This is a genomic window from Nitrosopumilus piranensis (genome assembly GCF_000875775.1).
GTDB classification, from domain to species: Archaea; Thermoproteota; Nitrososphaeria; order Nitrososphaerales; family Nitrosopumilaceae; genus Nitrosopumilus; species Nitrosopumilus piranensis.
This window is the reverse complement of sequence record NZ_CP010868.1, coordinates 1,496,928-1,519,453: the sequence shown is the minus strand read 5'-3', so window position 1 is coordinate 1,519,453 and position 22,526 is coordinate 1,496,928. Positions and strand designations below refer to the sequence as shown.

Annotated in this window: 32 protein-coding genes and 1 tRNA gene; 21 read left to right on the top strand and 12 right to left on the bottom strand. The window is 35.9% G+C overall.

Annotation, left to right across the window (positions count from 1 at the left end; genetic code table 11):
- Positions 1 to 2: 2 nt before the first annotated feature.
- The 4 genes from rpsI to NPIRD3C_RS09200 are packed head-to-tail and all read right to left on the bottom strand — an operon-like array spanning position 3 to position 1,962.
- The gene (gene rpsI / locus NPIRD3C_RS09215; protein WP_012214808.1) at positions 3 to 452 is read right to left on the bottom strand and encodes a 30S ribosomal protein S9; all 450 of its coding nucleotides are present in this window, start codon (positions 450 to 452) and stop codon (positions 3 to 5) included.
- The gene (gene rplM, locus NPIRD3C_RS09210) at positions 449 to 913 is read right to left on the bottom strand and encodes a 50S ribosomal protein L13 (protein ID WP_148703858.1); all 465 of its coding nucleotides are present in this window, start codon (positions 911 to 913) and stop codon (positions 449 to 451) included. Before rplM ends, rpsI begins: the two co-directional genes overlap by 4 nt.
- Positions 906 to 1,253, bottom strand: coding sequence for a 50S ribosomal protein L18e (locus NPIRD3C_RS09205; protein WP_148703857.1), 348 nt, complete (start codon positions 1,251 to 1,253; stop codon positions 906 to 908). The genes rplM and NPIRD3C_RS09205 overlap by 8 nt, the downstream gene beginning before the upstream one ends.
- Before the next feature lie 43 nt (positions 1,254 to 1,296).
- Complete coding sequence (locus NPIRD3C_RS09200; protein ID WP_148703856.1) at positions 1,297 to 1,962, bottom strand: DNA-directed RNA polymerase subunit D; 666 nt, start codon at positions 1,960 to 1,962, stop codon at positions 1,297 to 1,299.
- Between the two features lie 88 nt (positions 1,963 to 2,050).
- Here NPIRD3C_RS09200 and NPIRD3C_RS09195 point away from each other — a divergent pair, with 88 nt between their 5' ends.
- From NPIRD3C_RS09195 to NPIRD3C_RS09145, 12 genes are all read left to right on the top strand, one after another.
- Positions 2,051 to 2,404, top strand: coding sequence for a DUF6659 family protein (locus tag NPIRD3C_RS09195; RefSeq protein ID WP_148703855.1), 354 nt, complete (start codon positions 2,051 to 2,053; stop codon positions 2,402 to 2,404).
- A 102-nt stretch (positions 2,405 to 2,506) separates the two neighbouring features.
- Entirely contained in the window at positions 2,507 to 3,193 is a 687-nt protein-coding gene (locus NPIRD3C_RS09190) for a ribosome assembly factor SBDS (RefSeq protein ID WP_148703854.1), read from the top strand.
- Positions 3,193 to 3,873, top strand: a complete 681-nt coding sequence (gene rrp4, locus NPIRD3C_RS09185) for an exosome complex RNA-binding protein Rrp4 (RefSeq protein ID WP_148703853.1) — start codon at positions 3,193 to 3,195, stop codon at positions 3,871 to 3,873. The genes NPIRD3C_RS09190 and rrp4 overlap by 1 nt, the downstream gene beginning before the upstream one ends.
- Positions 3,873 to 4,607, top strand: a complete 735-nt coding sequence (gene rrp41 / locus NPIRD3C_RS09180; RefSeq protein WP_148703852.1) for an exosome complex exonuclease Rrp41 — start codon at positions 3,873 to 3,875, stop codon at positions 4,605 to 4,607. The genes rrp4 and rrp41 overlap by 1 nt, the downstream gene beginning before the upstream one ends.
- Before the next feature lie 3 nt (positions 4,608 to 4,610).
- Positions 4,611 to 5,429 (top strand): exosome complex protein Rrp42, encoded by an 819-nt coding sequence (gene rrp42 / locus NPIRD3C_RS09175; protein WP_148703851.1) that lies wholly within the window; start codon positions 4,611 to 4,613, stop codon positions 5,427 to 5,429.
- Between the two features lies 1 nt (position 5,430).
- Complete coding sequence (locus NPIRD3C_RS09170; RefSeq protein WP_148703850.1) at positions 5,431 to 5,643, top strand: eL43 family ribosomal protein; 213 nt, start codon at positions 5,431 to 5,433, stop codon at positions 5,641 to 5,643.
- A complete protein-coding gene (locus NPIRD3C_RS09165) occupies positions 5,627 to 5,872 on the top strand; it encodes a KEOPS complex subunit Pcc1 (RefSeq protein ID WP_148703849.1) in 246 nt (81 codons plus the stop codon). The genes NPIRD3C_RS09170 and NPIRD3C_RS09165 overlap by 17 nt, the downstream gene beginning before the upstream one ends.
- Positions 5,873 to 5,895: 23 nt before the next feature.
- Positions 5,896 to 6,285 (top strand): prefoldin subunit beta, encoded by a 390-nt coding sequence (locus tag NPIRD3C_RS09160; protein WP_148703848.1) that lies wholly within the window; start codon positions 5,896 to 5,898, stop codon positions 6,283 to 6,285.
- A gap of 53 nt (positions 6,286 to 6,338) precedes the next feature.
- Positions 6,339 to 7,022: an ERCC4 domain-containing protein gene (locus NPIRD3C_RS09155; protein ID WP_148703847.1), complete on the top strand. Its 684-nt coding sequence runs from the start codon at positions 6,339 to 6,341 to the stop codon at positions 7,020 to 7,022.
- An 81-nt stretch (positions 7,023 to 7,103) separates the two neighbouring features.
- On the top strand, positions 7,104 to 7,595 hold the full coding sequence (locus NPIRD3C_RS09150) for a tetratricopeptide repeat protein (protein WP_148703846.1): 492 nt from the start codon (positions 7,104 to 7,106) through the stop codon (positions 7,593 to 7,595).
- A gap of 340 nt (positions 7,596 to 7,935) precedes the next feature.
- Positions 7,936 to 8,103 carry a hypothetical protein gene (locus tag NPIRD3C_RS10525; protein WP_160272922.1) on the top strand — a complete coding sequence of 56 codons (168 nt, stop codon included), beginning with the start codon at positions 7,936 to 7,938 and terminating at the stop codon, positions 8,101 to 8,103.
- Between the two features lie 34 nt (positions 8,104 to 8,137).
- The gene (locus NPIRD3C_RS09145; RefSeq protein WP_148703845.1) at positions 8,138 to 8,560 is read left to right on the top strand and encodes a hypothetical protein; all 423 of its coding nucleotides are present in this window, start codon (positions 8,138 to 8,140) and stop codon (positions 8,558 to 8,560) included.
- A 46-nt stretch (positions 8,561 to 8,606) separates the two neighbouring features.
- Here NPIRD3C_RS09145 and NPIRD3C_RS09140 read toward each other — a convergent pair whose 3' ends face one another.
- Positions 8,607 to 9,086, bottom strand: coding sequence for an NOB1 family endonuclease (locus tag NPIRD3C_RS09140; protein WP_148703844.1), 480 nt, complete (start codon positions 9,084 to 9,086; stop codon positions 8,607 to 8,609).
- Positions 9,076 to 9,891, bottom strand: a complete 816-nt coding sequence (locus NPIRD3C_RS09135) for an NAD(+)/NADH kinase (protein WP_182126641.1) — start codon at positions 9,889 to 9,891, stop codon at positions 9,076 to 9,078. Before NPIRD3C_RS09135 ends, NPIRD3C_RS09140 begins: the two co-directional genes overlap by 11 nt.
- A gap of 91 nt (positions 9,892 to 9,982) precedes the next feature.
- On the opposite strand from NPIRD3C_RS09135, the gene NPIRD3C_RS09130 reads away from it, so the two are divergent.
- The 4 genes from NPIRD3C_RS09130 to NPIRD3C_RS09115 are packed head-to-tail and all read left to right on the top strand — an operon-like array spanning position 9,983 to position 14,252.
- Positions 9,983 to 10,828: a sulfurtransferase gene (locus NPIRD3C_RS09130; protein WP_148703842.1), complete on the top strand. Its 846-nt coding sequence runs from the start codon at positions 9,983 to 9,985 to the stop codon at positions 10,826 to 10,828.
- Position 10,829: 1 nt separating this feature from the next.
- Positions 10,830 to 11,141: a hypothetical protein gene (locus NPIRD3C_RS09125; RefSeq protein WP_148703841.1), complete on the top strand. Its 312-nt coding sequence runs from the start codon at positions 10,830 to 10,832 to the stop codon at positions 11,139 to 11,141.
- Between the two features lie 36 nt (positions 11,142 to 11,177).
- The gene (locus tag NPIRD3C_RS09120; protein WP_148703840.1) at positions 11,178 to 12,125 is read left to right on the top strand and encodes a 4Fe-4S dicluster domain-containing protein; all 948 of its coding nucleotides are present in this window, start codon (positions 11,178 to 11,180) and stop codon (positions 12,123 to 12,125) included.
- A gap of 54 nt (positions 12,126 to 12,179) precedes the next feature.
- Positions 12,180 to 14,252, top strand: coding sequence for a cellulose synthase family protein (locus tag NPIRD3C_RS09115; RefSeq protein ID WP_148703839.1), 2,073 nt, complete (start codon positions 12,180 to 12,182; stop codon positions 14,250 to 14,252).
- Here NPIRD3C_RS09115 and NPIRD3C_RS09110 read toward each other — a convergent pair.
- A complete protein-coding gene (locus NPIRD3C_RS09110) occupies positions 14,249 to 15,766 on the bottom strand; it encodes a chemotaxis protein (protein WP_148703838.1) in 1,518 nt (505 codons plus the stop codon). The two genes, NPIRD3C_RS09115 and NPIRD3C_RS09110, sit on opposite strands and share 4 nt — an antisense overlap.
- Positions 15,767 to 16,200: 434 nt before the next feature.
- Here NPIRD3C_RS09110 and NPIRD3C_RS09105 point away from each other — a divergent pair, with 434 nt between their 5' ends.
- Positions 16,201 to 17,526, top strand: coding sequence for a cation:proton antiporter (locus NPIRD3C_RS09105; protein ID WP_148704189.1), 1,326 nt, complete (start codon positions 16,201 to 16,203; stop codon positions 17,524 to 17,526).
- The gene (locus NPIRD3C_RS09100; protein WP_148703837.1) at positions 17,519 to 17,947 is read left to right on the top strand and encodes a hypothetical protein; all 429 of its coding nucleotides are present in this window, start codon (positions 17,519 to 17,521) and stop codon (positions 17,945 to 17,947) included. Before NPIRD3C_RS09105 ends, NPIRD3C_RS09100 begins: the two co-directional genes overlap by 8 nt.
- Position 17,948: 1 nt before the next feature.
- Here the strand turns inward: NPIRD3C_RS09100 and NPIRD3C_RS09095 are convergent.
- Positions 17,949 to 18,025 (bottom strand) — tRNA-Gly (locus NPIRD3C_RS09095).
- 63 nt (positions 18,026 to 18,088) lie between these two features.
- Between NPIRD3C_RS09095 and NPIRD3C_RS09090 the strand changes: the two genes are divergently transcribed.
- Positions 18,089 to 18,352, top strand: coding sequence for a hypothetical protein (locus NPIRD3C_RS09090; RefSeq protein WP_148703836.1), 264 nt, complete (start codon positions 18,089 to 18,091; stop codon positions 18,350 to 18,352).
- On the opposite strand, the gene NPIRD3C_RS09085 is transcribed toward NPIRD3C_RS09090, so the two are convergent.
- Positions 18,344 to 18,853 carry a 50S ribosomal protein L16 gene (locus NPIRD3C_RS09085; protein ID WP_148703835.1) on the bottom strand — a complete coding sequence of 170 codons (510 nt, stop codon included), beginning with the start codon at positions 18,851 to 18,853 and terminating at the stop codon, positions 18,344 to 18,346. The two genes, NPIRD3C_RS09090 and NPIRD3C_RS09085, sit on opposite strands and share 9 nt — an antisense overlap.
- A gap of 99 nt (positions 18,854 to 18,952) precedes the next feature.
- On the opposite strand from NPIRD3C_RS09085, the gene endA reads away from it, so the two are divergent.
- Entirely contained in the window at positions 18,953 to 19,516 is a 564-nt protein-coding gene (endA, locus tag NPIRD3C_RS09080) for a tRNA-intron lyase (RefSeq protein WP_148703834.1), read from the top strand.
- Here the strand turns inward: endA and NPIRD3C_RS09075 are convergent.
- From NPIRD3C_RS09075 to NPIRD3C_RS10755, 3 genes are all read right to left on the bottom strand, one after another.
- On the bottom strand, positions 19,506 to 20,162 hold the full coding sequence (locus tag NPIRD3C_RS09075; protein WP_148703833.1) for a phospholipase D-like domain-containing protein: 657 nt from the start codon (positions 20,160 to 20,162) through the stop codon (positions 19,506 to 19,508). The genes endA and NPIRD3C_RS09075 overlap by 11 nt on opposite strands.
- Positions 20,163 to 20,276: 114 nt before the next feature.
- The gene (locus NPIRD3C_RS09070) at positions 20,277 to 20,906 is read right to left on the bottom strand and encodes a hypothetical protein (protein ID WP_148703832.1); all 630 of its coding nucleotides are present in this window, start codon (positions 20,904 to 20,906) and stop codon (positions 20,277 to 20,279) included.
- Positions 20,899 to 21,054: a hypothetical protein gene (locus NPIRD3C_RS10755; RefSeq protein ID WP_192827848.1), complete on the bottom strand. Its 156-nt coding sequence runs from the start codon at positions 21,052 to 21,054 to the stop codon at positions 20,899 to 20,901. Before NPIRD3C_RS10755 ends, NPIRD3C_RS09070 begins: the two co-directional genes overlap by 8 nt.
- Before the next feature lie 253 nt (positions 21,055 to 21,307).
- Between NPIRD3C_RS10755 and NPIRD3C_RS09065 the strand changes: the two genes are divergently transcribed.
- A complete protein-coding gene (locus tag NPIRD3C_RS09065; RefSeq protein WP_148703831.1) occupies positions 21,308 to 22,336 on the top strand; it encodes a hypothetical protein in 1,029 nt (342 codons plus the stop codon).
- The last annotated feature ends 190 nt before the right edge of the window (positions 22,337 to 22,526 follow it).

Below are 22,526 nucleotides of genomic sequence, written 5' to 3'. Positions count from 1 at the left end.
GTCTAACGGTATGATTTTTGCTTTCTTCTTCTTGCACCAGGTCCGCCAAACTTCTTTGGTTCTTTTCTTCTGGCATCCCCGCTGATTAGGTATTTGTCATAATCTGTGATTCTCTTTCTAAGGTCTTCTCTAGTTGATTTTGGGAATGGATGATCTTTTGGATCCTTCTTTGACTTTGTCCATCCAGTTAGTGCCCTTGAGATTGCAGTTGCAACAGCACTTGCTTGTCCCATAAAGCCTCCTCCTCTAACTCTAACTGAGATGTCGATTTTGTCTCTCAAATCACCTGTGATTTCAAGTGGTGCTAAAATTACTTCGCGAGCAGTCTCTTGTGGAATCATCTCAACTGGTACGTTGTTAATTCTAACTTTACCTTGTCCTTTAGTGATGTAAACGTGTGCACTAGATGTTTTCCTAGTTGCAAAATAAATTTCAGTTTTTGGTGTTGTCATTCAGTCCACCCTATAACCCTACACAATTCTCCCATTGTGGTATAGTTTGATGCAGATTTTTTAATTTTTGCTTTCTCAAATTGAATCTTATCAAATGATTTTAGTTCTTTTGGAGAACCAATGTATGCTCTTAGTCTTTTGTGTGCTACAATTCCTGATGGCTTTTTCTCATATGGTAGCATTCCACGAATCATTTTTGTAATTATTGTGTCTGGCCTTCTATAATGGACTGGTCCATGTTTTGGATTAATGATACTGTTAATCTCTAAAAATGCTCTGTACTCTTTGATTAGGTTTGATCTTGTTCCGCTGTACATAATTTTCTCACAGTTTACAAGTGAAACTCTGTGACCTTGTTTTAGTAATTTTGCAACATTTGATGATAACCTGCCTGCAATATGATCAGTTGCATCTACTACAATTGGTCTGTCAGTTCTGACGACTGTCTCTTGGCTAGCCAAGTAATACGACTCCTTTTCCAGTAGGGTTTTGCTCGATTAGTTGGGAATAACTGATTAGTTTTCCGCCACTTTCAAGAATTTTGCTAGCTGCAGAATTTGAAATTGAAAATGAACATAGTGTGATTTTGTGAGGTACATTGCCTGTTCCAAGAACTTTACCTGGGAATACTACAGTATCGTTTTCTTTGGTTAGCTTGGCAATCTTGTTCAAGTTGATATCTCTTCTGGCAATAGATGGTTTTAGTGCATATTCAGCTAGTTTTGCCCATATTGGAGCATCGTTTTTAGCTGATGCTGACTTTAGATCTTTTGCCATGCGTATAACTACTTGATTAGTCATGTGAATAATGCGGTTTAAAACCCAAATATAACGTATATGCTTCCTACTCACTAATTTGACTGATTGTGTCTTTGAATTCGGTCAATCTGTTACCTACTTCTTCTACTCCTGATAAAATGATCTGTTCAGGATTAAGGGCGCCAGTTGATTCAACAGTGAGAATTCTTTCGTCATCTTTGTCTGTCTCAGTTAGCATTGAAATGTTTGCAGAGTTCCATTTTGCATGTTCTGTGCCACGTCCAAGTCTTGCATAACATTCAATTTTGATCTTTTGACCTGGTGCAAGTTCTACTATTGGAATTTTGTCAGAAATTGGAGCAATTGAATCATCTTCAGATGATAATTCATTTGACAGAACTGTTCTTGTGACATCTGTGTCCCCAGAATCTAAAACTAACATTACTTTACAATTTGAACATCCTGTCTCACTTTGGCAGTCACATTTTGATGGCTCATTGAATCTACTCAAGTCTGTCTTGAGTGGAATAAGGCCCAATCTGTGTGCCAGACCTTCATCTGGTAAAACAGAGGTGTTTTCAATAATGTCTACTGTATCAATTGCAAAGACTGGTACTCCATTAAGGCAAACACGTCTGAGGGCATTTGCATACTGTAATGGTACGCCCTTAAGCTTTAAAGCTATTTTTTGATTATCTTTGCTAATTACTTCTAAGGATGACAAATCTTGAAGAAAATCTTTAAAATCCACATAAAAATCTAGCTAGTTTTGAGTCTGAAACAAGTCTATTTTGAATTCTAGAAGATATGCTTAAGTCCATATTTTTTCTAGAAAATCTGTGGATTTTGAAAAACTCTATTCTGATACTATGAATTTGAATTCTTCCATTAGATATGCTGCGATTCAAAATAGTGCTGGTGTAAAAATTGCAGGTGGTTTTAGAGATGGGATTAGTCCGATTCTCAGCGATGAAGAACTTGAGATGATGCATTACCATGCATCCCAAAGATGGCAAACTCGGAAAAATATTGAGCATAAGATTGGTCCTGCAAAGTATGCATTGGCAGAATATGACAAAATTAAACGAATAACATTTCCAGTTGATGAAACCCATCTCTTAATGATTACAACTGAGATCGATGCTGATCACACAAGTATCATTAAAAAAATACTTGATCTAATTCACAATTAGACAATTAATTTCTAAATATGATGTATAGTGCAACTATTCAAATCAATATGATGTAGTTTTGTGTGTAGAGATAAATACCAAATTATCATACATTACTTAGAAATGGCCGATGTAACAGTTGCAAGATTCTCTTTTGAAGGAGAGAAGTTTGAGATATTGGTAAAACCAGACCCTGCACTAGAGTACAAGCTTGGGAAGAAGAAAGATATTTCTGCAATTTTGGTTTCAGATGAAATCTACACTGATTCAGGAAAGGGAACAAAGCCTTCAACTGAAAAACTACTCAAAGCTTTCAAGACTGAAGATCAGGCAGAGATTGCTAAGATAATTATGCAGAAAGGTGATCTTAACCTTACAACTGATCAAAGACGAAAAATGATTGAAGACAAGAAAAAACAGATTGTATCATACATTGCAAAGACCTATGTCGATCCTAAAACTCACTTGCCTCATCCTCCTCTGAGAGTTGAGCAAGCAATGAAAGATGGACGAGTTTCAGTTGATCCACAAAAAAGCGTTGATGAACAAGTAAAAGATATTGTAGAAAAACTCCGTTCAATAATTGCACTAAAATCTGAAAATTTGCAATTAGAGATTATCATCCCAGCACAATATGCTTCGCAATCATATGCCGTTCTAAAATCAGTAGGTTCTCTGAAAAAAGAAGAATGGCAAAATAATGGTTCTCTAAAAGCAATACTTGAAATACCCGCTGCAGCAAGGCCAAACGTGATAGACAGATTAGGTTCTATAACCAAAGGCTCTGCTTCAGTTGAGGTAATGCAGTAATGGCAGATAGGAGAAAATACGTTATTCCAGGCGATGTTGTAACTACTGGTCCCTTTAGACCTGAACAAAATGTAATACTTGATGGCAACAAAATAATTTCTACTACTATTGGAATCTCTGAAATTTATGATGATTCAGTTCGTGTAATTCCATTAACAGGAAAATATATTCCAAAAATCAATGATCTAGTAATTGGCAAAGTAAACTCACATACATCATTGTCATGGGAGTTGGATATCAATTCATGCTATGTTGGATTTTTACCAGCACAAGATGTCTTTGGCCGTGACTTTTCAGCACATGCTGATGAACTTGCCACTAAACTAAAGACAGGAGATCTTGTAGCTGCAAGGATTGCAAACTTTGATAGAACTAGAGATCCACTGGTTTCCATCTCTGATAGAGACCTGGGAAAGATTGACTCTGGAGACTTGGTAGAAATCTCTCCAAGCAAAGTCCCACGCCTAATTGGAAAGAAAGGAAGTATGATTCAGATGATAGAGGAGGCAACTGATGCTGCAATCACAATAGGCCAAAATGGCTGGGTTGTGGTTTCATGTGAATCCCCAGAGGGATTATTAAAGGCTAAAAAAGCAATTCAGATGGTAAATGAGCAAGCACACGTTGCAAATTTGACTGATCAAGTGAAAGAAATGTTAGATAAAAAAGGTGAATCATAATGGGTGGAAGAGAAGCAACAATGGTCCTTATGGACGAAAACGGAAAACGTTGTGATGGACGTACCGTAGATGAGCCAAGAAGAATTATGATTAAAGCAGGCGGACTAAAAAACGCAGACGGTTCTGCCTATATTGAATTTGGAGACAACAAAATTCTAGTTGGTGTCTTTGGTCCAAGAGATGTTCATCCAAAACACATGTCAAACACTGACACTGGTATTTTGAGAGTTAGATATCACATGGAGCCATTCTCTGTCGGTGAGCGAAAGAATCCTGCCCCTTCAAGAAGAGAGATTGAAATCTCCAAAGTAATCAAAGAGGCACTAGAGCCTGCAGTAATGTTGGACAAATTTCCAAGAACTGCAGTTGATGTATTTATCGAAGTATTGCAAGCAGATGGTGGAACCCGTTGTGCTGCACTTACTGCTGCATCTGTTGCATTAGCTGATGCAGGAATTCCAATGAGAGATATGGTTGCAGCAATTGCCGCAGGCAAAGTTGCAGATACTGTAATTCTTGATGTAAATAATGAAGAAGACCAAGCAGGTCAAGCAGACATGCCAATTGGTTACATGCCAAACCTTGAAAAAATTACTCTATTACAATTAGACGGCGTACTTACTCCTGAAGAATACAAAAAATGTGTTCAAGTTGGAGTAGACGGTTGTAAACTTGTTTATGAATTACAAAAGAAGGCACTCAACGACAAATACTTTGGAAATAGTGGGGACTAGGAAATGACATCACATACAGTTATCGATGAATTAAAGAAAAATCAAATTATTGAACTATTAGAACAAGGAAAAAGAGTAGATGGCAGAGCACTAGATGAGCCAAGAGAAGTCACCATTCAAATAAATGCAATTCCAAAAGCAAATGGTTCTGCAAGAGTTAGACTAGGTGATACCGAAGTTGTATGTGGTGTTAAAATTCAACCAGACAGACCATTTCCTGATACTGGTGACAAAGGTCTCTTCATTTGTACTGCTGAACTATTACCACTGTCTCATCCTACAGTTGAGACAGGACCTCCAGGACCTGAGGTAATTGAATTAGCAAGAGTTGTGGATAGAGGAATTAGAGAAAGTCACATGATTGATGTATCACAATTAGTTATCGAAAAAGACAAGTCAGTCATTGGTGTTTTTGCAGACAATGTTGTTGTTGATTATGACGGAAATCTCTTTGATGCATGCTCTTATGCTGCAACTGCTGCATTACTATCATCTAAAAGCCCAAAATGGAATTGGGTTGATGACGCCCCTGCACTAGTTGAAGGAGAAGACGTACCGGTCCCAATTACTACAATTCCTGTATCAGTAACTATGGCCAAAATTGGAAAGCACATCATAGTTGATCCTAATGGTGATGAATGGGAGAGCATGGATGCAAGAATTACAATTACAAGCGACTCTGATGGAAACATCTGTGCCTTACAAAAAGGAGGTGAAGATGGATTTACAGTAGATGAAATAGTTCAATGTGGCGAAATTTCAGTTAGAGTAGGTGCAAAAATAAGAGAAAAATTAAAAGCAGCTCAGCAGGCAGGTCAATAGAATGGCAAAAGGAAAGAAATCTCTCAAAGGTCTTGGCGCAAGATACGGAATTAAGATTAGAAAAGAATACACCAAAATTCATCTTAAATTAAAAGAAAAGAGAGCATGCCCTGAATGTGGTTCAACAACATTTGGAAGAGATGCAGTTGGAATCTGGTCTTGTAAAAAATGCAGCTTTAAAGTAGCTGGAACAGCATATGATGTTAAAATTTAGTGCAAAAATCACAGTTGATGCAAAAGACAAAACAAAGGCAATTTTTGATTCTGTAAATACTGATAATGAGTTTTATCCTGAAAATCCAGTTAAAACCAAAATTAAACTAGACAAAAAAATAATAATTTCTGTAGAGTCTGAACACCTTCCTCATTTGAGGGCAAATCTCAACTCTACTCTAAGACTGATTCAGGTAAGCAACGATTCTATTGAATCGGTAAAGATATAATGAAACAAAAATTGTGATAAATCATGTCAGCAGGACAAATGCCACCATGGCTTCAAGAACAATTGATGAAACTACAACAATCTCAACAAAACCTCCAGTCAATCATGACTCAAAAACAACACCTTGAAATGGAAAAGGCAGAGACTGAAAAAGCACTTGAGGAACTCAAGAAAATTGGTGATGCTGATGCAGTATTCAAACAAGCAGGAACTGTCTTGCTAAAATCTACAAAAAAAGAACTAATTGATGAGTTGGAAGAAAAACAAGAGATGGCAAAAACACGTGCCACAGTACTAGAAAAACAAGAGACACGTGTCAAAGAAACCCTCAAAGAACAAGAAGCAAAGATCACTGAAATGATGAAGAGTGGTTCTGCAGAATCTCCAAAACCTGAAGATAATCCTAGAAAATAATCTCTGAGATATTTTTCATATAAGATATTAACAATTCTTTTCAACTATAATCTGTGAAACTAGAAAATCTTCGAATTATTGTAGATGAGAGAGAGAGAAAAAGTGGCATCCCTGAACTACTAAAATCAGTTGGCCTAAACCTTGAGATGAAGACTCTTCCAATAGGTGACTATATTGTAGCTCCTGAAACAGTTGTAGAGCGAAAAAGTATTCGTGATCTGATGGCATCAGTCTTTGATGGGAGACTGTTTGATCAATGTACTAGACTCAAGGAGCATTTTGAAAACCCTGTTGTTCTAATGGAGGGAAATGTTGATGAGATTGAAGAGATTGCAGAAAACCCCTTGATATTTTATGGTGCAATCTCAACTGTGGTACTTGATTTTAAAATTCCAGTAATCCCTACACCTAGTGCAACACATACTGCAAAATTGTTGGTATCAATGTGTTCAAGAAAGGATGCTCCAAAAGGGCCGTATCTCAAAAAAATAAAAAAATCATCTGATCTGGAACGACAACAACTATCCGTTCTTTGTAGCTTGCCTGGTGTTGGTGAGAAATTTGCTGTAAGAATGCTTGAAAAGTTTGGAACGCCATTGAAGGTTTTTGCAGCAACTACTGCTGAACTTGCTAAAGTAGAGGGACTAGGAGAATCACGAGCAAAGAAAATCAAGAAAACCCTTGACTCTAAAAGCAAACATCTAAAAAAATCAAATCAAAAAACTCTAGACTCTTAAATTATTCCAACAATAATTGGACTAAAATTGAATCTAGAGAATCAGAAGAATATATAGAAAATCAAACTAATACATTATCTAATGTCTGAAACAATTGAATCTCTGATAAAAAGCGGTCAGACATTGATGAATCTAGGAAATCCAAAAGATGCATTGATAATTTATGATAAAATTCTTGCACAAGATCCAAAACATATTCAGGCTTTGCTAAAAAAAGGACATATTCTAGGACAATTGGCTAGATACGAGCAAGCAATCATTGCATATGATGCTGTTCTTTCTCAAGAAAAACATCTCTTAGCATTACTTAACAAAGGATTGGCACACCATTATCTAGGACAAGTTGATATTGCTATAGGTTGCTATGATAAAGTCTTGAAAGAAAAACCTAACAACCCTACTACTCTTTACAACAAAGCATCATCTTTAATAAAATCTGGAAAAATTCAAGAAGGAATAAAGATCTTATCTAATGTTATCAAATTAGATTTTTCATTCAAAGAAAAAGCTAAATTTGATATTGAATTTGAAGGGATACGAAAACTTAATGAATTTAAAGAAATTACAGTTTAACACTTTAAGTTATTATTTTTACAATTTTCTGTGACTATTTTTAATGACAACACCTAATTCAATAGATAAAGACTACAAGAATAAAACTAGAGCCTTGTTCTAATTTAATATTCTTTGTTGGCTCACATCTTTCATAATTCTAATTTGTAAAGTGAATTCAAATGAAGGCAGACCTGTTTTTGAAAATGAGATAGGATACTAATATAGAACAGCTGTCTTATCACGAATTCACTAAGGCAATATTGTATCTATCCTAATTAACTACAGATTACAGTTGATTTCATTCAGATTAGAGTCATCTATCTCTTTCCTTAATAATCTCTGACCTCATACTATTACCATGAGTCAACTCATACAAATTGCAAAGAAAACAACAGACAGTTTGTCTGTGCTAAAAACTGGTGATGCCAAAAACGCTCCAAGTTTTAGCCAGGAGATTTCTACTATTGACATGCTAGGTTTGTCATGGATATTCAAAGATGAAGACGTGCTTGAGGATCTCAAGTAATCACACTTAATCAAATAGGAGGAGGTGCAAAAATATGAGTAAAATTGAAAATATAAGCAATCACAAAGATCTCTATTCTGTATGGAAAGATGGCATGGAAACATTCTATTCAAACATAGAAAAATCAGTTCCACAACTGCATCAAGCAACTACCAATCTGTTTCAGGAATATGTAAGATCATTGAGTAATGCAGCATCATCTACACTTGAAATTCAGAGAGAATTTGCAACTAAAGCAGGAATTAAATCAAATCTCCCAGAAGCATCAATTAGTTTTGTACATGATTCAGCAGAAAAGGTGAATCGTTCACTGGATGTTCAAAGCAAGATGTCTGTTGTATCAATTGATGCAATGAAGCAAAACATCAAGACATGGAATGAGAATTCAAGTACTTTTGTCAACATTCACAAAGGCATGGTTGATTCTTTAATTTCCCCATTTAATCAAAAAGTATAGTGGAGTATTTTCTCCATTTTTTTTATTTTTAAATTAATTTGAAACTCTATTCTTTGAGTAGTTTTCTTTTTAGTGGGGTTGCACACATTGGACATTCTTTTCCTGTAGTGTGATTAGTTTTGCATCCAGGGCAGTAGTGTACCCACTTTCCAACATCTCTAATTCCCTGAGTCATGATAGGTGATATTTTCAACCCTAAATTTTTTGCAACATTAGATATGGCAAAGTCATCGCTGATTATCTCGCCATTCAAATCAATACATAATGCAATGACTGACAAGTCTTGTTTTGATAGTTGTGGATAATCTCCTGTATTTTTTGCAGCACTGGTAGCAGCTTTTGTAGATGCTTCGTCAGGCTCTCTTATTTTTAGTCTGTTTGTTTCAAGTAATGTCCCCAAGGCATCATGATTTTTCTTTATGTGTTTTATCTCATCATAAACTAGTGGTGTAGTATAACAATCACTAGATGATCTAAATGGAACACCTGCATAAAATGCACTAGCATCTAAAATTCTAAAATCCAAGCTTACTCATTTGTCTTAATCCACGTTTTTTCAATCTAACAAATACTGCGGGCTTTTTGTATTTCTTGATAGTTATTGTCTCTTCAAACCCTGCAGATTTGACTACTTGTGCATCCATTACAATGTTGCAATCATGAGAGCTAATGATCTCAATCTTTTCGTCTGGTACAACAATTGATTCCAATCTATACACTGGTGCCACTGGAGTAATTATCAAAACATCTAAACTCTCATGCAAAATTGGTCCTCCCAATGAAAAAGAGTGTCCAGTAGAACCGCTTGGAGTTGCAACAATTACTCCATCCATCTTTTGTTTTACAGTATCATTTTGGAATTTTATTTCAATTTCGGCAGTTTTTGTCAGATTTGTTCTACTGATGTATATTTCATTGAGTGCAGGTGGAAACTCTTTTCCTCCGCAAGATGCAGTAACTCTAGTTCTTTTATCTAAGAAAAATTTGTCTTTTTGAATTTGGTTTAGTGCATTATCTATCTCGTCTATTGTAATCTCAGCTAGAATCCCTCTGTTTCCCCCTACATTGATTGTCAAAATTGGTGTCTCATTTTCCAGGTTTCTAAAAACACGTAATGTCGTTCCATCCCCCCCAAGTGTTATGACTAGATCAAGTTTGATCTTTTTTAATTCCTCAAGGGACTCGATTGTTTTTGCACCTTGAACTTGAATAGGTGAAATTGTGTATACTTTGGATTTTTTTGCCAATAATTTTCTTGTAACATTTATTGCAGCTTTCTCAGAATCCTTGTTCCCTACTTTACTTACCACTGCAACGTTTTGTAGTTTCAACCAGTTTTCTAAAAATTGCATTTACTTAAAAATGATATTTTTTCCATTACTAGGAAAAACAAATAAGTATGAAAAACATCTAGACTAACACATGAGTTACGCACATCCAGAAGTTTTAGTTGATACAGAATGGGTTTCACAAAATCCTCCAAATGAAAATAGAAAATTAGTTGAAGTCGATTATGATCCCGTAAATGGATATCAAAAAGGTCACATTAATGGAGCCAGTCTAATCTGGTGGAAACGCGACATTAATGATCCTGTTACAAGAGACATTATCTCCAAAAAGAAATTTGAAGAACTAATGGCAAAAAACGGAATTACTGAAAACACCGAAGTAATTCTTTATGGTGATTTTAACAATTGGTTTGCAGCATTTGTTTTTTGGGTTTTTAAAATCTATGGACATGAAAATCTAAAGATTATGAATGGTGGCAGAAAAAAGTGGGAGCTAGAAAATAGAGAATACACAACTGAAGAACCACAATTTGCATCTGTTGCATACAAGGCACAACCGCCAGATGAGGGACTACGTGCATATCTATTTGATGTAAGTCGTGCACTTGGAAAAGAAGATACAGTCATGGTTGATGTTAGATCTCCTGCAGAATTTTCAGGAGAGATTACTGCACCACCAGAGTATCCAATGGAGCATGCGCAAAGAGGCGGCCACATTCCAAATGCAAATAATATTCCATGGGCAACTGCAGTCAATGATGCTGATGGAACTTTCAAGGCAGTTGAAGAACTAAGAAAAAACTATGAACCAAAGGGAGTTACACCTGACAAAGATGTAATTTGTTATTGTAGAATTGGAGAGCGTTCTTCACATAGCTGGTTTGTTCTAAAATACCTACTTGGTTATCCAAAGGTTCGAAACTATGATGGTTCTTGGACTGAATGGGGAAACATGATAGGAAATCCAGTGGAAAAATAAATTGCTGTTAGACCTTCCTGTTCTAAAGAAAGGATCTTTTTATTTTATCAAAGATTCTGAAACTGATCTTGTCATAGAAGACAAGACAAAGAGAGGACTAGATGTAAAGGAGACATCTGTTGATGAAAAACTCAATGTCAAGGCTGACAAAGGAATGATTCATGATATGGATGGAATTGGTCATTGGGTTCCAATTAGGTGGTATTTCCCAAAGGATTCTTACGATCTTTCTGCTGTTTTGGTGCATGCTGAAGCAATGGAGAAAAAATACACTGAACTAAGAGAACTTACTTGCCCTGACGATGACGACTGATAACCTTTTTAAATAAAATCGATTCACAAGACTCAGATGTCATTACTCCTCAAAGATCGAGTTTGGTCTATGGAAGCACCTACTGCAAAACGTGGTGTATATCCTTTGCATGGATTCAAACTGGGACTATACAGATTACCCATTAATTTAGAGGATCCTAATGAGATTAAATCCGTTCATGATGGTCTCAAAAAAGCATTTGAGATGGACAAGTATGCCGATAGAGTTTTTGCAACATATCGTTGGACTGAAAAAAACATGGATGATCCTGATGCAAAAGGATACGAAGAAGTAGAGTTATCTGTAACAGTTGAAATTGTTACTGGCGAAGTAGTTGATATTATTTATCAGATTTTCCCAATTGAAAAATTTGGAGATCCTAACTGGGTCAAAGATTACAGAAAGAAGGCAGACCATTTTGCAAAAATGGTAATTGATACTATTCTAAGAAACACAATCTTGGCAGACAAGATGATTTCTTATTTTGTAAAGACAGAAAAAATATCTGAAGTTGCAGCAATTCAAAAACTCGAAGACCTTACTCCACTAGCAAAGATTGTCCTTGGTGCAAAACCAAAACCAGTTGAAGCTACTGAAGAAGAAGTAGAAGATGATGATGGTGATATAGAAATTCCAGATGGTGCAAAACCTGGACCAATTGATGTTGAATTCAAACAAAAGATGAAAACATCTGCTCCTTATGAGGCACCTGAACATACTATCAAGACTTGGGGCAGAAAGGGCTCAAGCAATGCAATCTTGGGCGTTTGGGGAGAGTTTGTGTCAGTTGACTATGATATCTGTGTTGCAGATGGTGGATGTATCGAAGCATGCCCAGTAGGTGTGTATGAGTGGTTTGACACTCCAGGAAATCCTGCATCTGAAAAGAAACCACTAATGTCAAAAGAACCTGATTGTATCTTTTGTCTTGCATGTGAGGGAGTTTGTCCACCCCAGGCAATCAAGATCTTCGAACAGAAATAATCAAAGTTTTTTGCAAGTATAAATAATGAATAGTGATTCTGAGAGCTAGGGAATATGGCATTCAACCCTTTCACGCAATTGGTTTTTGATCTATTTATCATATCTGCTATTATTATTACTGCATACACTTGCAATTTTTACTATCTGGCGTTTCTCTCAAGAAAGAGAAAGGATTTACTGCAGACTGCCGAGTTGGGTACCCCTTCAATTACAATACAATTGCCAATATACAATGAAAAATATGTTGCAAAAAGACTAGTTGACTCTGTATGTAATCTGGATTATCCTCAAGACAAAATGAGGATAATGGTATTAGATGATTCAGATGATGATACTGTGGAACTTTTAGCAGACACTGTTGATGACTACAAAAAGAAAGGATTTCAAATTGAACACGTAAGACGTGGAACCCGAGACGGATACAAGGCAGGTGCACTAAAGCATGCAATGAAGTCAACTGACACTGAACTTGTAGCAATCTTTGATGCTGACTTTATTCCACCAACATGGTTTCTAAAACGTGCCATTCCTCACTTTTCAAACTCAAAAATTGGGCTAGTCCAATGTAGATGGGGCCATGTCAATGAAAATTATTCTGCAATAACTCAAGCACAAGCCCTGAGTCTTGACTTTCATTTTCTAATTGAACAAAAGGCAAAAAGCAACTCTCATCTTTTCATGAACTTTAATGGTACTGCTGGAATCTGGAAACGTGATTGTATAGAAGATGCTGGAGGATGGCATACTGCTACATTGGTTGAAGACCTTGATCTTAGTTATCGTGCCCAAATGAAGGGATGGAAATGTGTCTTTCTGCCAGACATTGTAGTTGATGCAGAGTTGCCAGTTCAAATGAATGCTGCAAAAAGGCAGCAATTCCGTTGGGCAAAGGGCTCAATACAGTGTGCAATAAAATTACTTACTGACATTGCAATAAAACGTAAAGTTGCAATTGAAGCCAAGATTCAGGCATTCATCCAACTTACTCGTCATGTTGTTTATCCACTAATGTTGATTCAGTTTTTGGCACTGCCTATTTTGTTAGCAGGACAAGTTAATCTCTATGTGATTAGCTTTCTTCCTGCAATAACAATTGCAACATATCTTGCAATGGGTCCTGGTGCATACATTATGATTATACAAAGCATGTATCACAAGTCGTGGAAATCAAAGGCAAAGATACTTCCTACATTGCTAGTCTATAATGCTGGAATGTCTGTGAACAATACTGTTGCAGTATTTGATGCAGTACTTGGCAAAAAGAACGAATTTCTTAGAACTCCAAAATATGGCGTCCTTAAGACAAAAGATGATTGGAAAAGCAACGCATACAACTTGCCTTTCTCACAAGTGACTCTTCTTGAGATCTTCTTTGGAATTTATGGTATGTTGGGCATCTTTGTTTCAATATTTTCAAACAACCCTATCTTTGTTCCAATTATTGCCCTGCAAACAATTGGATTCTTCTATATTGCTTACCTGAGCCTGTCACACACTCGATTTAAAAGAAATAAATCAAGTGTTTCCCGTGTAATGACCAAGAAAGAGAAGATGGCAAATAGAGTTTACAAACTTTCCATGGTTGGAATTGTTGGAATAATTGTTTTTGGTGGATTCATGGCAATCTACGGGTATAGTGTTGACATTTATCCACTTGATAGAATAAGGGGCAACCTTGATGGAATTATTGGTTCATCTGATCCTGCTGCAATTCGCACTCATTTGGTGGCAATTCAGGCAGACATGGATACTATTATGGCAAATGATCTAATCCCTGAAAAAACTAATGCTGATGGTGAACTAATATCTAAAAACCCTGTTTGGCTATTTTCAACTGAATCTACAAACTTTGTTAGAATTCAAGATAATCTTGACACAATGCTTGCAAGCGTTGATAAAATATCTACAGTTCCAAAGGATAGTTCTGCATATCATACTGGAATGATGGATGTAAGTGATAGAGCTCTTCTTATCAAAACTAACATCATGGATGCAACCCCATACATGTATGTCAGTGTTGCAAATATGGTATTTGCAACAGTCTGGATTGCTGCACTGTTAGGAATCTTTGCAGCACTAAAAAGAAAGAAAGAGCAACTCAAACAAGTAGACGAATCTGGAATCTAAGAAATATTTAGATCCTTTCTAATCTCATCAACTGCTCTGATTCCGTAAATATCTCTAATCTGTTGAACTCTAACTGCTTCTTTTAACAAGTCACGTCCAATGGCATTTGTCAAAATTGAATAAACGTCACTGAATCGAATCTCCCACTTATCTGCACAATCTAGGATTTTACTTACTGCCCATTGTCTGACTTCATGTGGTAGGGGAATCTTTTCACCTGACTCTATTGAAATTCTGTCAAACAGATTTACAATGTCTGCAGTTTGGGCTGCCATCTTTTCAAGATCCTTTACATCCCCATACTTTGATTCTGCATTCATTCTGATATTTGATTGATACTCTGATAGCTTCAACAATGCCATCATCTCCTTTGAGGAATCATCTGAGGCCTTACTTGTAACATTTCTAACTGATTGCATCTCTTCAAACAATTTTTCAGTCTTTTTGTGAAATTCTATAGTAGATGCATCTTGTCTTTTTAGCATCTCTGATGCAGATGAGATTTTTTGCTCAATGCTGTTTGTCTTATCAAAGACGTTTTGCTTGAAATCTGAGAGATCCTCTTGTACTGATTTGAGGCCTTCACCTACAAATGCAGTAGAGTCTGCTCTATGGGACAGGGTTCCAATCTCTGTCTCAATCTTGTCAATCTTGCCTGTTAACTCTTTAATTGATTCTAGACTTACATTGTCTGCTGAGCTGGCCTTGGCAGAAACTGTTTCAAATTGTTGCTTTAGACCTTCGATAACTCCGCCTAGAGAGTCAATCTTTGATGCCTTTGCTGAAATTGCATCAATTGTTACTTTGATTGCATCTAGTTCTGAATTTAGGTTTGAATTATCTGATACTCCTTCAGTAATTTTTGAGAGCTCTTGTTTTAGACTTTCAATAATTTGAGCGCCTGTTTCAAGCTTTTGTGTTTTTCCTGAAATCTCTTCAATGTTGTTTTTTAGTTTATCAATTTCTGCACCAACTTCTAAAAATGAATCAGTCTTTCCTGATACTTTTCTAAGATCATCTCTTACCTCGTCGATTCTTTGTGCAATCTTGATTATCATTTGAGAGTTATTTCTAATGGAGTTCATACTCTCTTCTACTTGCTGAGTAATTTCTTGAGTTTTTGTTGATTTTTGTAATTCTGTAATTCTGTTAATCTCTTCTTGCAATTTTGCAGTTTGATTGTTAATTTTGTTTACCAGATTAGATTGTGTCCTAACTTGATTCAATCCTGCATATAGCTTTTGTGTGTCATCTTCAATAATGTTGATCTGCTTTGATTGTTTCTGGATATGTTCTAGTGCTGTCGTTAGAGAATCAATCATTCCTTTCATGGACACTAGAACTTTTTGGTTTTCACCAAAAATTTTTGACATTGCTTTGATCTCTTTTTGTAATGCTTTGTTGGTGTCTGAGACTGTTGCTACTTTTTTTAGTAAAACAGATGGACTTGGTTCTCTTTTTACAGTTTTTTTTGTCTTGCTTGGGGTCTTTTTCTTTGTAGTTTTTGCAGCCATATCACTTGAATTGAAAATTTAACGATAAAAAAGTTAGGTCTAAAATAAAAAATGTAAAGAGTTACTTGTTTACAACTTCTGGTTCGTGTAGTAACTCATGAAAGGTCTTTTCGGCCAGTCCGTTTGCTGTCTCGATAAAACCTCTTGTACAATATTCACATTGAATCATATAGTACGGTATGGTACCGTACTATTAATATCAAGGTAATGACAACGTAACCAATTATGCAGTCAGATACCCCAGGTCATATCTCTACATTTGATTCAGTTGACCTAATCATCACTCTGCATTTTGACAATGACTATTGGAAATAAAGAGGTTAAACATTATGAAATTTTTTTTGAGCCTGTATTCAATCATGAGATGTTTTTCTAATTTTATTTTCAACTTTTTAATCCGTAATCATTTTTAAACAAATTTGTTAAGTGAAAACATGCAAGATATTCCACTACAGCTAAATCCTAGTGGAATTCAAAGCTCATTTAACAATACTGTTACTACTCTAATTGAACAGATTACCCCTGAGCTACCCCACACTTCATTTGTTACAGACTTGGCATTTATCATGATTATTGGGGCAGTTGTAACTCTTGCATTTTTTAAAATCAAACAGCCACTAATTATTGGATATCTTTTTGCAGGAATGCTGATTGGACCCCTGTCTCCATTTTGGTCTTGGGTGTTGCCAGAAGGTGGACCATCTTCAGATGTTTTAGAAGGCGTAGGAATACTGTCTGATATTTCTGCGTTGAATCTTTTTGCTGAGATTGGCGTGATTTTGCTTCTATTTGTAATTGGAATTGAATTCCCATATGCAAAAATTAGAAGCATAGGGCGTGTTGCAGTTGGAGTTGGTACAATTGGATTGTTCTCAACTTTAGGTGCTTTGTTTTACACAGCTACTGCTCTTGGTATGGAATTTATGGATGCATTGTTCATCGCAGCTGCCTTATCAATATCCAGTACTGCGATTATTGTAAAAATTTTAGAAGATATGGGGAAGATCAAAAGAGAATCTTCTATACTTGTTTTAGGAATATTGATTGTAGAAGACGTCATTGCAGTTATCTTGATTTCATCACTGCAGTCAATTGCACTAGTTGGTAGTGTGTCCATTGAATCCATAATTGTAGTTGTTCTAGTTGCAACTGGATTAATTGTTGGAACATTTACTGTTGGAACTCGCGTAATTCCTCCACTAATTGATAGAGTTGCAGCAGCAGAGCATCGTGAAATTCTGCTGCTTAGTGTTCTTGGTGTCTGCTTTGGTTATGCCCTATTTGCAAATATTGTGGGTCTCTCAGTTGCAATTGGTGCCTTTTTGGCAGGTGTATTGGTAGCTGAATCAAAATCTGCTGAAGTTGCAAAACTTCTTTCTAGTCCAATTAAAGACATGTTTGTTGCAATCTTCTTTATCTCAGTTGGTGCATTGATGGATGTCTCTCAAATTGAAAATTACATTTGGGTAGCTATTGCTTTGATTGCAGTTGCAACAGGTATGAAGTTTGGAGGAAATATGATTGGAAACATTCTGTTTAGGCAACGACGTGGAAAATCACTACGTTCTGCATTTACTTTGGCTGCCCCTAGAGGAGAATTTTCAATTGTAATCGTAAAGGCTGGCGTAGATATTGGTGCAGTTAGTGCTTTCTTGTTCCCTCTTGTTGGTATTATCTCAATTATCACTGCATTTCTTTCACCCTTCTTGGTAAAAGCCGGAGATAAAATAGTCCCCAAATTAGAAAAAGACAATGTCTGATGAACTAAAACGAATGCTAGAACAAGTACATGGTGGCATTACCACTTTTGATTTTGAAGGAAAGGAGACGCCCTGCATTGTTATTGATGCAAAAAAATATGGTGATATTAGAGCCAAAACTGAGGGACAACCATTTTCTGTAAACACTGATCTTAACATTCTGCAAGACAGATTGGGAAATGTTTTTGTTGAAATTGTTTTGACTTTTTCAATTGGAAATATATCTGAAAGATTTCTCGTCAATGCAAAAACTGACTTGAAGTTTTTTGAAGCACTAGCAAATACCTCGATGCTTGTATTGAATTCTCCTGAATCTCAATACGGAAAGGATAATGTAATTGCGATTCAACTTCCACGTCCAGAAAAAGCTCATGATGCATTGGAAATCATAAAAACTGCTTTAATTCCTAAAAACCAATAAGTGGTGCAGTTACCGGGATTTGAACCCGGGTCACGTACTTGGCAAGCACGAGTACTAACCAGACTGTACTATAACTGCAACAAATCTAGAGGCTGAATTTGGATATTAAACTGTTTTTAACTATTTTAATGAAGAATCATTATGGATGAAATTCTTCTAAAAAAGATTAATGAAAAAATTCAAGAATCAATCTCCAACAAAGATGAAATCAAACAATTGATTTCAATGTTGTCTGAAATTGATAATTCTAAATCCTTTGCTTTGGGTATTGTTGTTGGCAGAATCTATAATGCATTTTATTATCAATCAAAACGAATCTTGAATCGAGAACCTACCAAAGTTGAATTTGAAGAATTTTTAGAGTTTATTAAAAACAGAAAATCTGATTTGGAAAATCTATGGTGATGGTTTATTCCAATCTAAAACTTTGATTGTTGGTGTTCCTGGTAGTTTCACACATGCGCTTTTGAGTGCCTTTTTTGCTGCTGTCAGATGCGCATCGCCATTGACATAAAGCTCCATGATACATTGACCTTCTTTTACTCTTGCACCTAAGCTGGTGGCTTTTCCCCATGCTCTTCTCATTCCTTCTGAAATTCTATCTGCACCTGCAGTTGCAATCTGTTTATTCTCTCTTAGCATGTTATGTGGGTAAATTCTGAGTCTGGAATAGTATCCTGATTCTCCAGTTGTTTTTTCTAGTGTCTTGTTTGCTGCTAGCCTTGTTGACTCTATTGCCATGTGTCTTAACTGCATCTTCTCATTGATGCATAATTGTACACAGTATTGGTATGTACCTCTTTTTCCACCTTGAAATTTTGCAATTTTGATTTGTGGTTTACCTTTGATGTACTTTTTTCTGGTAAAGACCTGACCATTTCCTTCTCTATAATTGGCACCATGCATGATATGATAAAGCCATGAATGCCCATATTTTAACGGTTAGAAGAGATTTGTTCGTGTTTTCCAATGCTTATATGGAAATCATTTGGTTTTATTTTCGTCATGGAAGATACTCCTTTAGTCAAAGGCATTTTGGTTTCAGATCAAGCCTGCATCTCTGATGGAGATATGGTTCATGAACTTGAACTAAAAGGGTATGGGGAAATTGAAAAAGAGAAATTATTTCTAAAACAATTTGAGACACTATACCTGTTATACACAAGCAAACTGATTCTAAAGAAAGGAAAAAAACAAATCGATTTTGATTCTTTTATGAATATCTGTCAAAAGACTGACTCTGAAATTCTTACAAAGTTTTTGATTTATCGGGATCTCCGGAACAGAGGTTATGTTGTAAAGGATGGGTTTGGATTTGGCTCTGATTTTAGAGTCTATGAGAGAGGACACTTTGGTGAAAAGGGGGCAAAATTTTTGATATTTGGACTAAATGAAGGACAACAAGAGAAGATGGGACATCTCCAAAAAAAGATTCAAGAAATAACACAAATGGGAAAAGAGCCAATAATTGCAGTAATTGAGAGACGTGGCGAAGTAATCTATTACAAAATCAATAAAATGAATTTCCATGAAAACAAGGCAAGACTAGAAGAATCATTTAATCTCTGAAGAGCCACTCTGATGAATACTTTAAGAGATTTCTCTCTTGGGCATACATGAAATCATAAACCTCCAAGTACTTTGTCTTGTTTTCCCACAACTCTTCAAAGTCCTTTTGTTTTCTTTCCACTCTAGACTTGTCATTCCATGATGTAAATACATCAACTGATTCAAAGTCTCTTGTTTGAGTGGAAAATGACTCTCTTGAAGTTCCAGTAAATGCAACTGCATCATCGTTTTCATCTCTAAAAATACCAATTCTTTCTGAAAAAGATTCAGCAACTTGTTCTGAATTTGGAATTGCAATCTTTAATTCAATTTGACCCTTGTTGACTATGTCTTGCAATTTTTGGATTTTGGTATCTTTGATTAGGATTCCTTCAAATGATTTTGTATACTTTTCAGAAAATAATTTCGTAAATAGATTAAGATCCTCTGTTCTAAATCTATGACCTGTTACCATTCTCATCTTGGCTTTGCCCTCTGAAAAATTCTCAAATGCCATAGCAATTGTAGCCAGCGTCTGAATTGAGAGAAAATCTACGCATCTGTCATATTCTATACATTGAGCAAGACATGGAAAGAAAAATTCTGCTACGATATCATCCAAGTCCGAACGATATTCCTCTTTTAGCTCAATTTCTCGTAATCCCAATATTTGTCATCATTGAATTTGTTATTTAAAGAAACAATTTTGAAAAATCTTTTACTTTGTAATTTACCCGTTATTTGGATAAAGATATGCTAAAAAATAAAAAATGAAGAGGTGCTATCCGTGAATAAGGAATAGCAATCTATAGTATTCGCCTCTTGCATCTTTTAGCTGTTTACGTAATTCTACTACTTCATCAGTTATCTGAACAAGCTTTGATGTGTTTGCACTGCTAGATGGTTGTTTTACAAGTTTTTGTAATTCAGCATTCTTTTCAGCTAACATCATCTTGACATTTGCTAGTCTCAATTCAGCGTTGTTTGCCATATTTGTGACAGTTTCTTTAGTGAACAACTTTGCACTGATTGTGTCAGGATTTGCTGCTTTGATTTTTGTAGCTGACACAACACATGCTTCTGGGTTCAAGTCTAATGCTAGTTTTACAGATCTTACTTCACTATCAGAAGTAACTACTACTTCAGGAGCTCTGATTGCATTTTTTCCAGCACATGCTTCAAACACATAGGTGTATGCAATTGTTCTTGGTTGTGATTCGTAAATCTTGCCTTGTGATCCTACACTGGTAACTACTACTTTTTTCACACTTGGAAACGTTTGAGCTTCAGCTGCAGGAAGGTTAAATCCAGATATGATTAATGCTGATGCCAATGTTAATGCAGTAATTGTTGTAATTGTTGATTTTGTTTTCATTTTTCTCTTTACACCTCCTCCTAGTTGGCTAAGCATAATTAGTCATAGAATCTTCTCTGAAAATCCATGACAAACCAGACACATCTGTCCAATTGTAAGTCGTGATTGAAAGAGCGTTTTTGACATCACTTTCTATCATTTTTGATGGTCGGGATTTTTGACCTTGTAACATGATTTGCTTCATGGCAATTGTACCGCAAAGTTGATTTTAAAGTGGGACAAAATTGATAAAAATTGTTTTACAAACAACCAGTTGATTTCATTTAAAATTAAATCAACTTGTATGCCACTTATCTCCAAATAATGAAATTATAACTTGAGGACGATTTCCTGTCATAATGCTTCCTAGTTGGAACAGGATTTCGTACTCAAAAAAAAAACAATTTAGATTAATCTTCTGATCATATTTATTACTAATGAAAAATTGCTAGTACTTAATGACAAAAACAACAATTATGGCATTTTTCACAGTTGCCGTATTACTTACAGGAGTTATTGCAGGTCCAGCAGGATTTGTACAATTTGCTGAAGCAGTGAAATCAAAAGGAACTTCACTCACAGAGATTGGCTCCAAAAAAGTATGTGGTGACAGACTGTGTTCTGAAATTCCTAAAGAAGAGAAACCTGTTGAGAAAAAGAAGAAAGAGGCAGTAAAATCTGAAAAGAAAGCAGAGTCAGCAGAAAAAGCCAAAGACGCACCAAAGAAGGATATGAAAGCAGAAACTATGGAAAAAGCAAAAGAAGCTCATTCCATGAAAGTACCAAAGACTATGTCTGGAGTATTAACTTCTGTACAAGATCCTGGTCAAGGTCATGAGAATCATCAACTTGCAATAATTTTGCCACCTAGTGACAAAGTTTATCGCGGTCATTTAACATATGCCGCATCTGAAAATGTTCAGCTTGTTGCATTACATGGACCATTGAAGAAAGGAATGGATAAAGGACAAGCAATTTGGTCACCTGATGGTAAAACAAAATTCGGTCTAACATTTGTAGATAAAGAAACTTCTGCAGGTGTTTGGCAATTCTCAGGAAATGCAATTGCAGTTCATACCAAGAATCCTGAACCATTTACCGTTACATACTCAGTAACATACACTGAACGTGTAGTTGATGGTGAAAAGGTATTCAGAGGAACAACAACTTCTTCACAAGATCCAGGTATTGGTCATGAGTCACATCAACTAGCAGTACTGTTGGCTCCAAGAGACAAAGCATACTCTGGTCATTTAACATATGATGCATCAGAGCCAGTTCAAATTGTTACCCTGTTAGGCCCAATGTCTAAAGGTGAACTAGCTGGAATGCCTTCATGGACTCCAGATGGCGAAACTCATTATGCACTGATATTGGTTCCATCAAAGGCAGCAGGTTCTGTTCAGTTCACTGGAAATGCATTAGCACTCCATACGATGAATTCTGATCCCTTCACTGTAAGCTACTCTATGGTACTTGCAAAATAACCCTTTTTTCTTATTTTTAGAACTATCAAAAAATTTTTCATTAAAAAATTGTAATGCTGGGGTATGGACAAGGGATAGCCATTTGATCTTATGAGAAATATATGTCACTTATTTGGAAAAAGAATTATCAGTAACTAAGATCTTTTAGATTTATGAATAAAGTAGTACACTGAAATTCCATATGTGATCC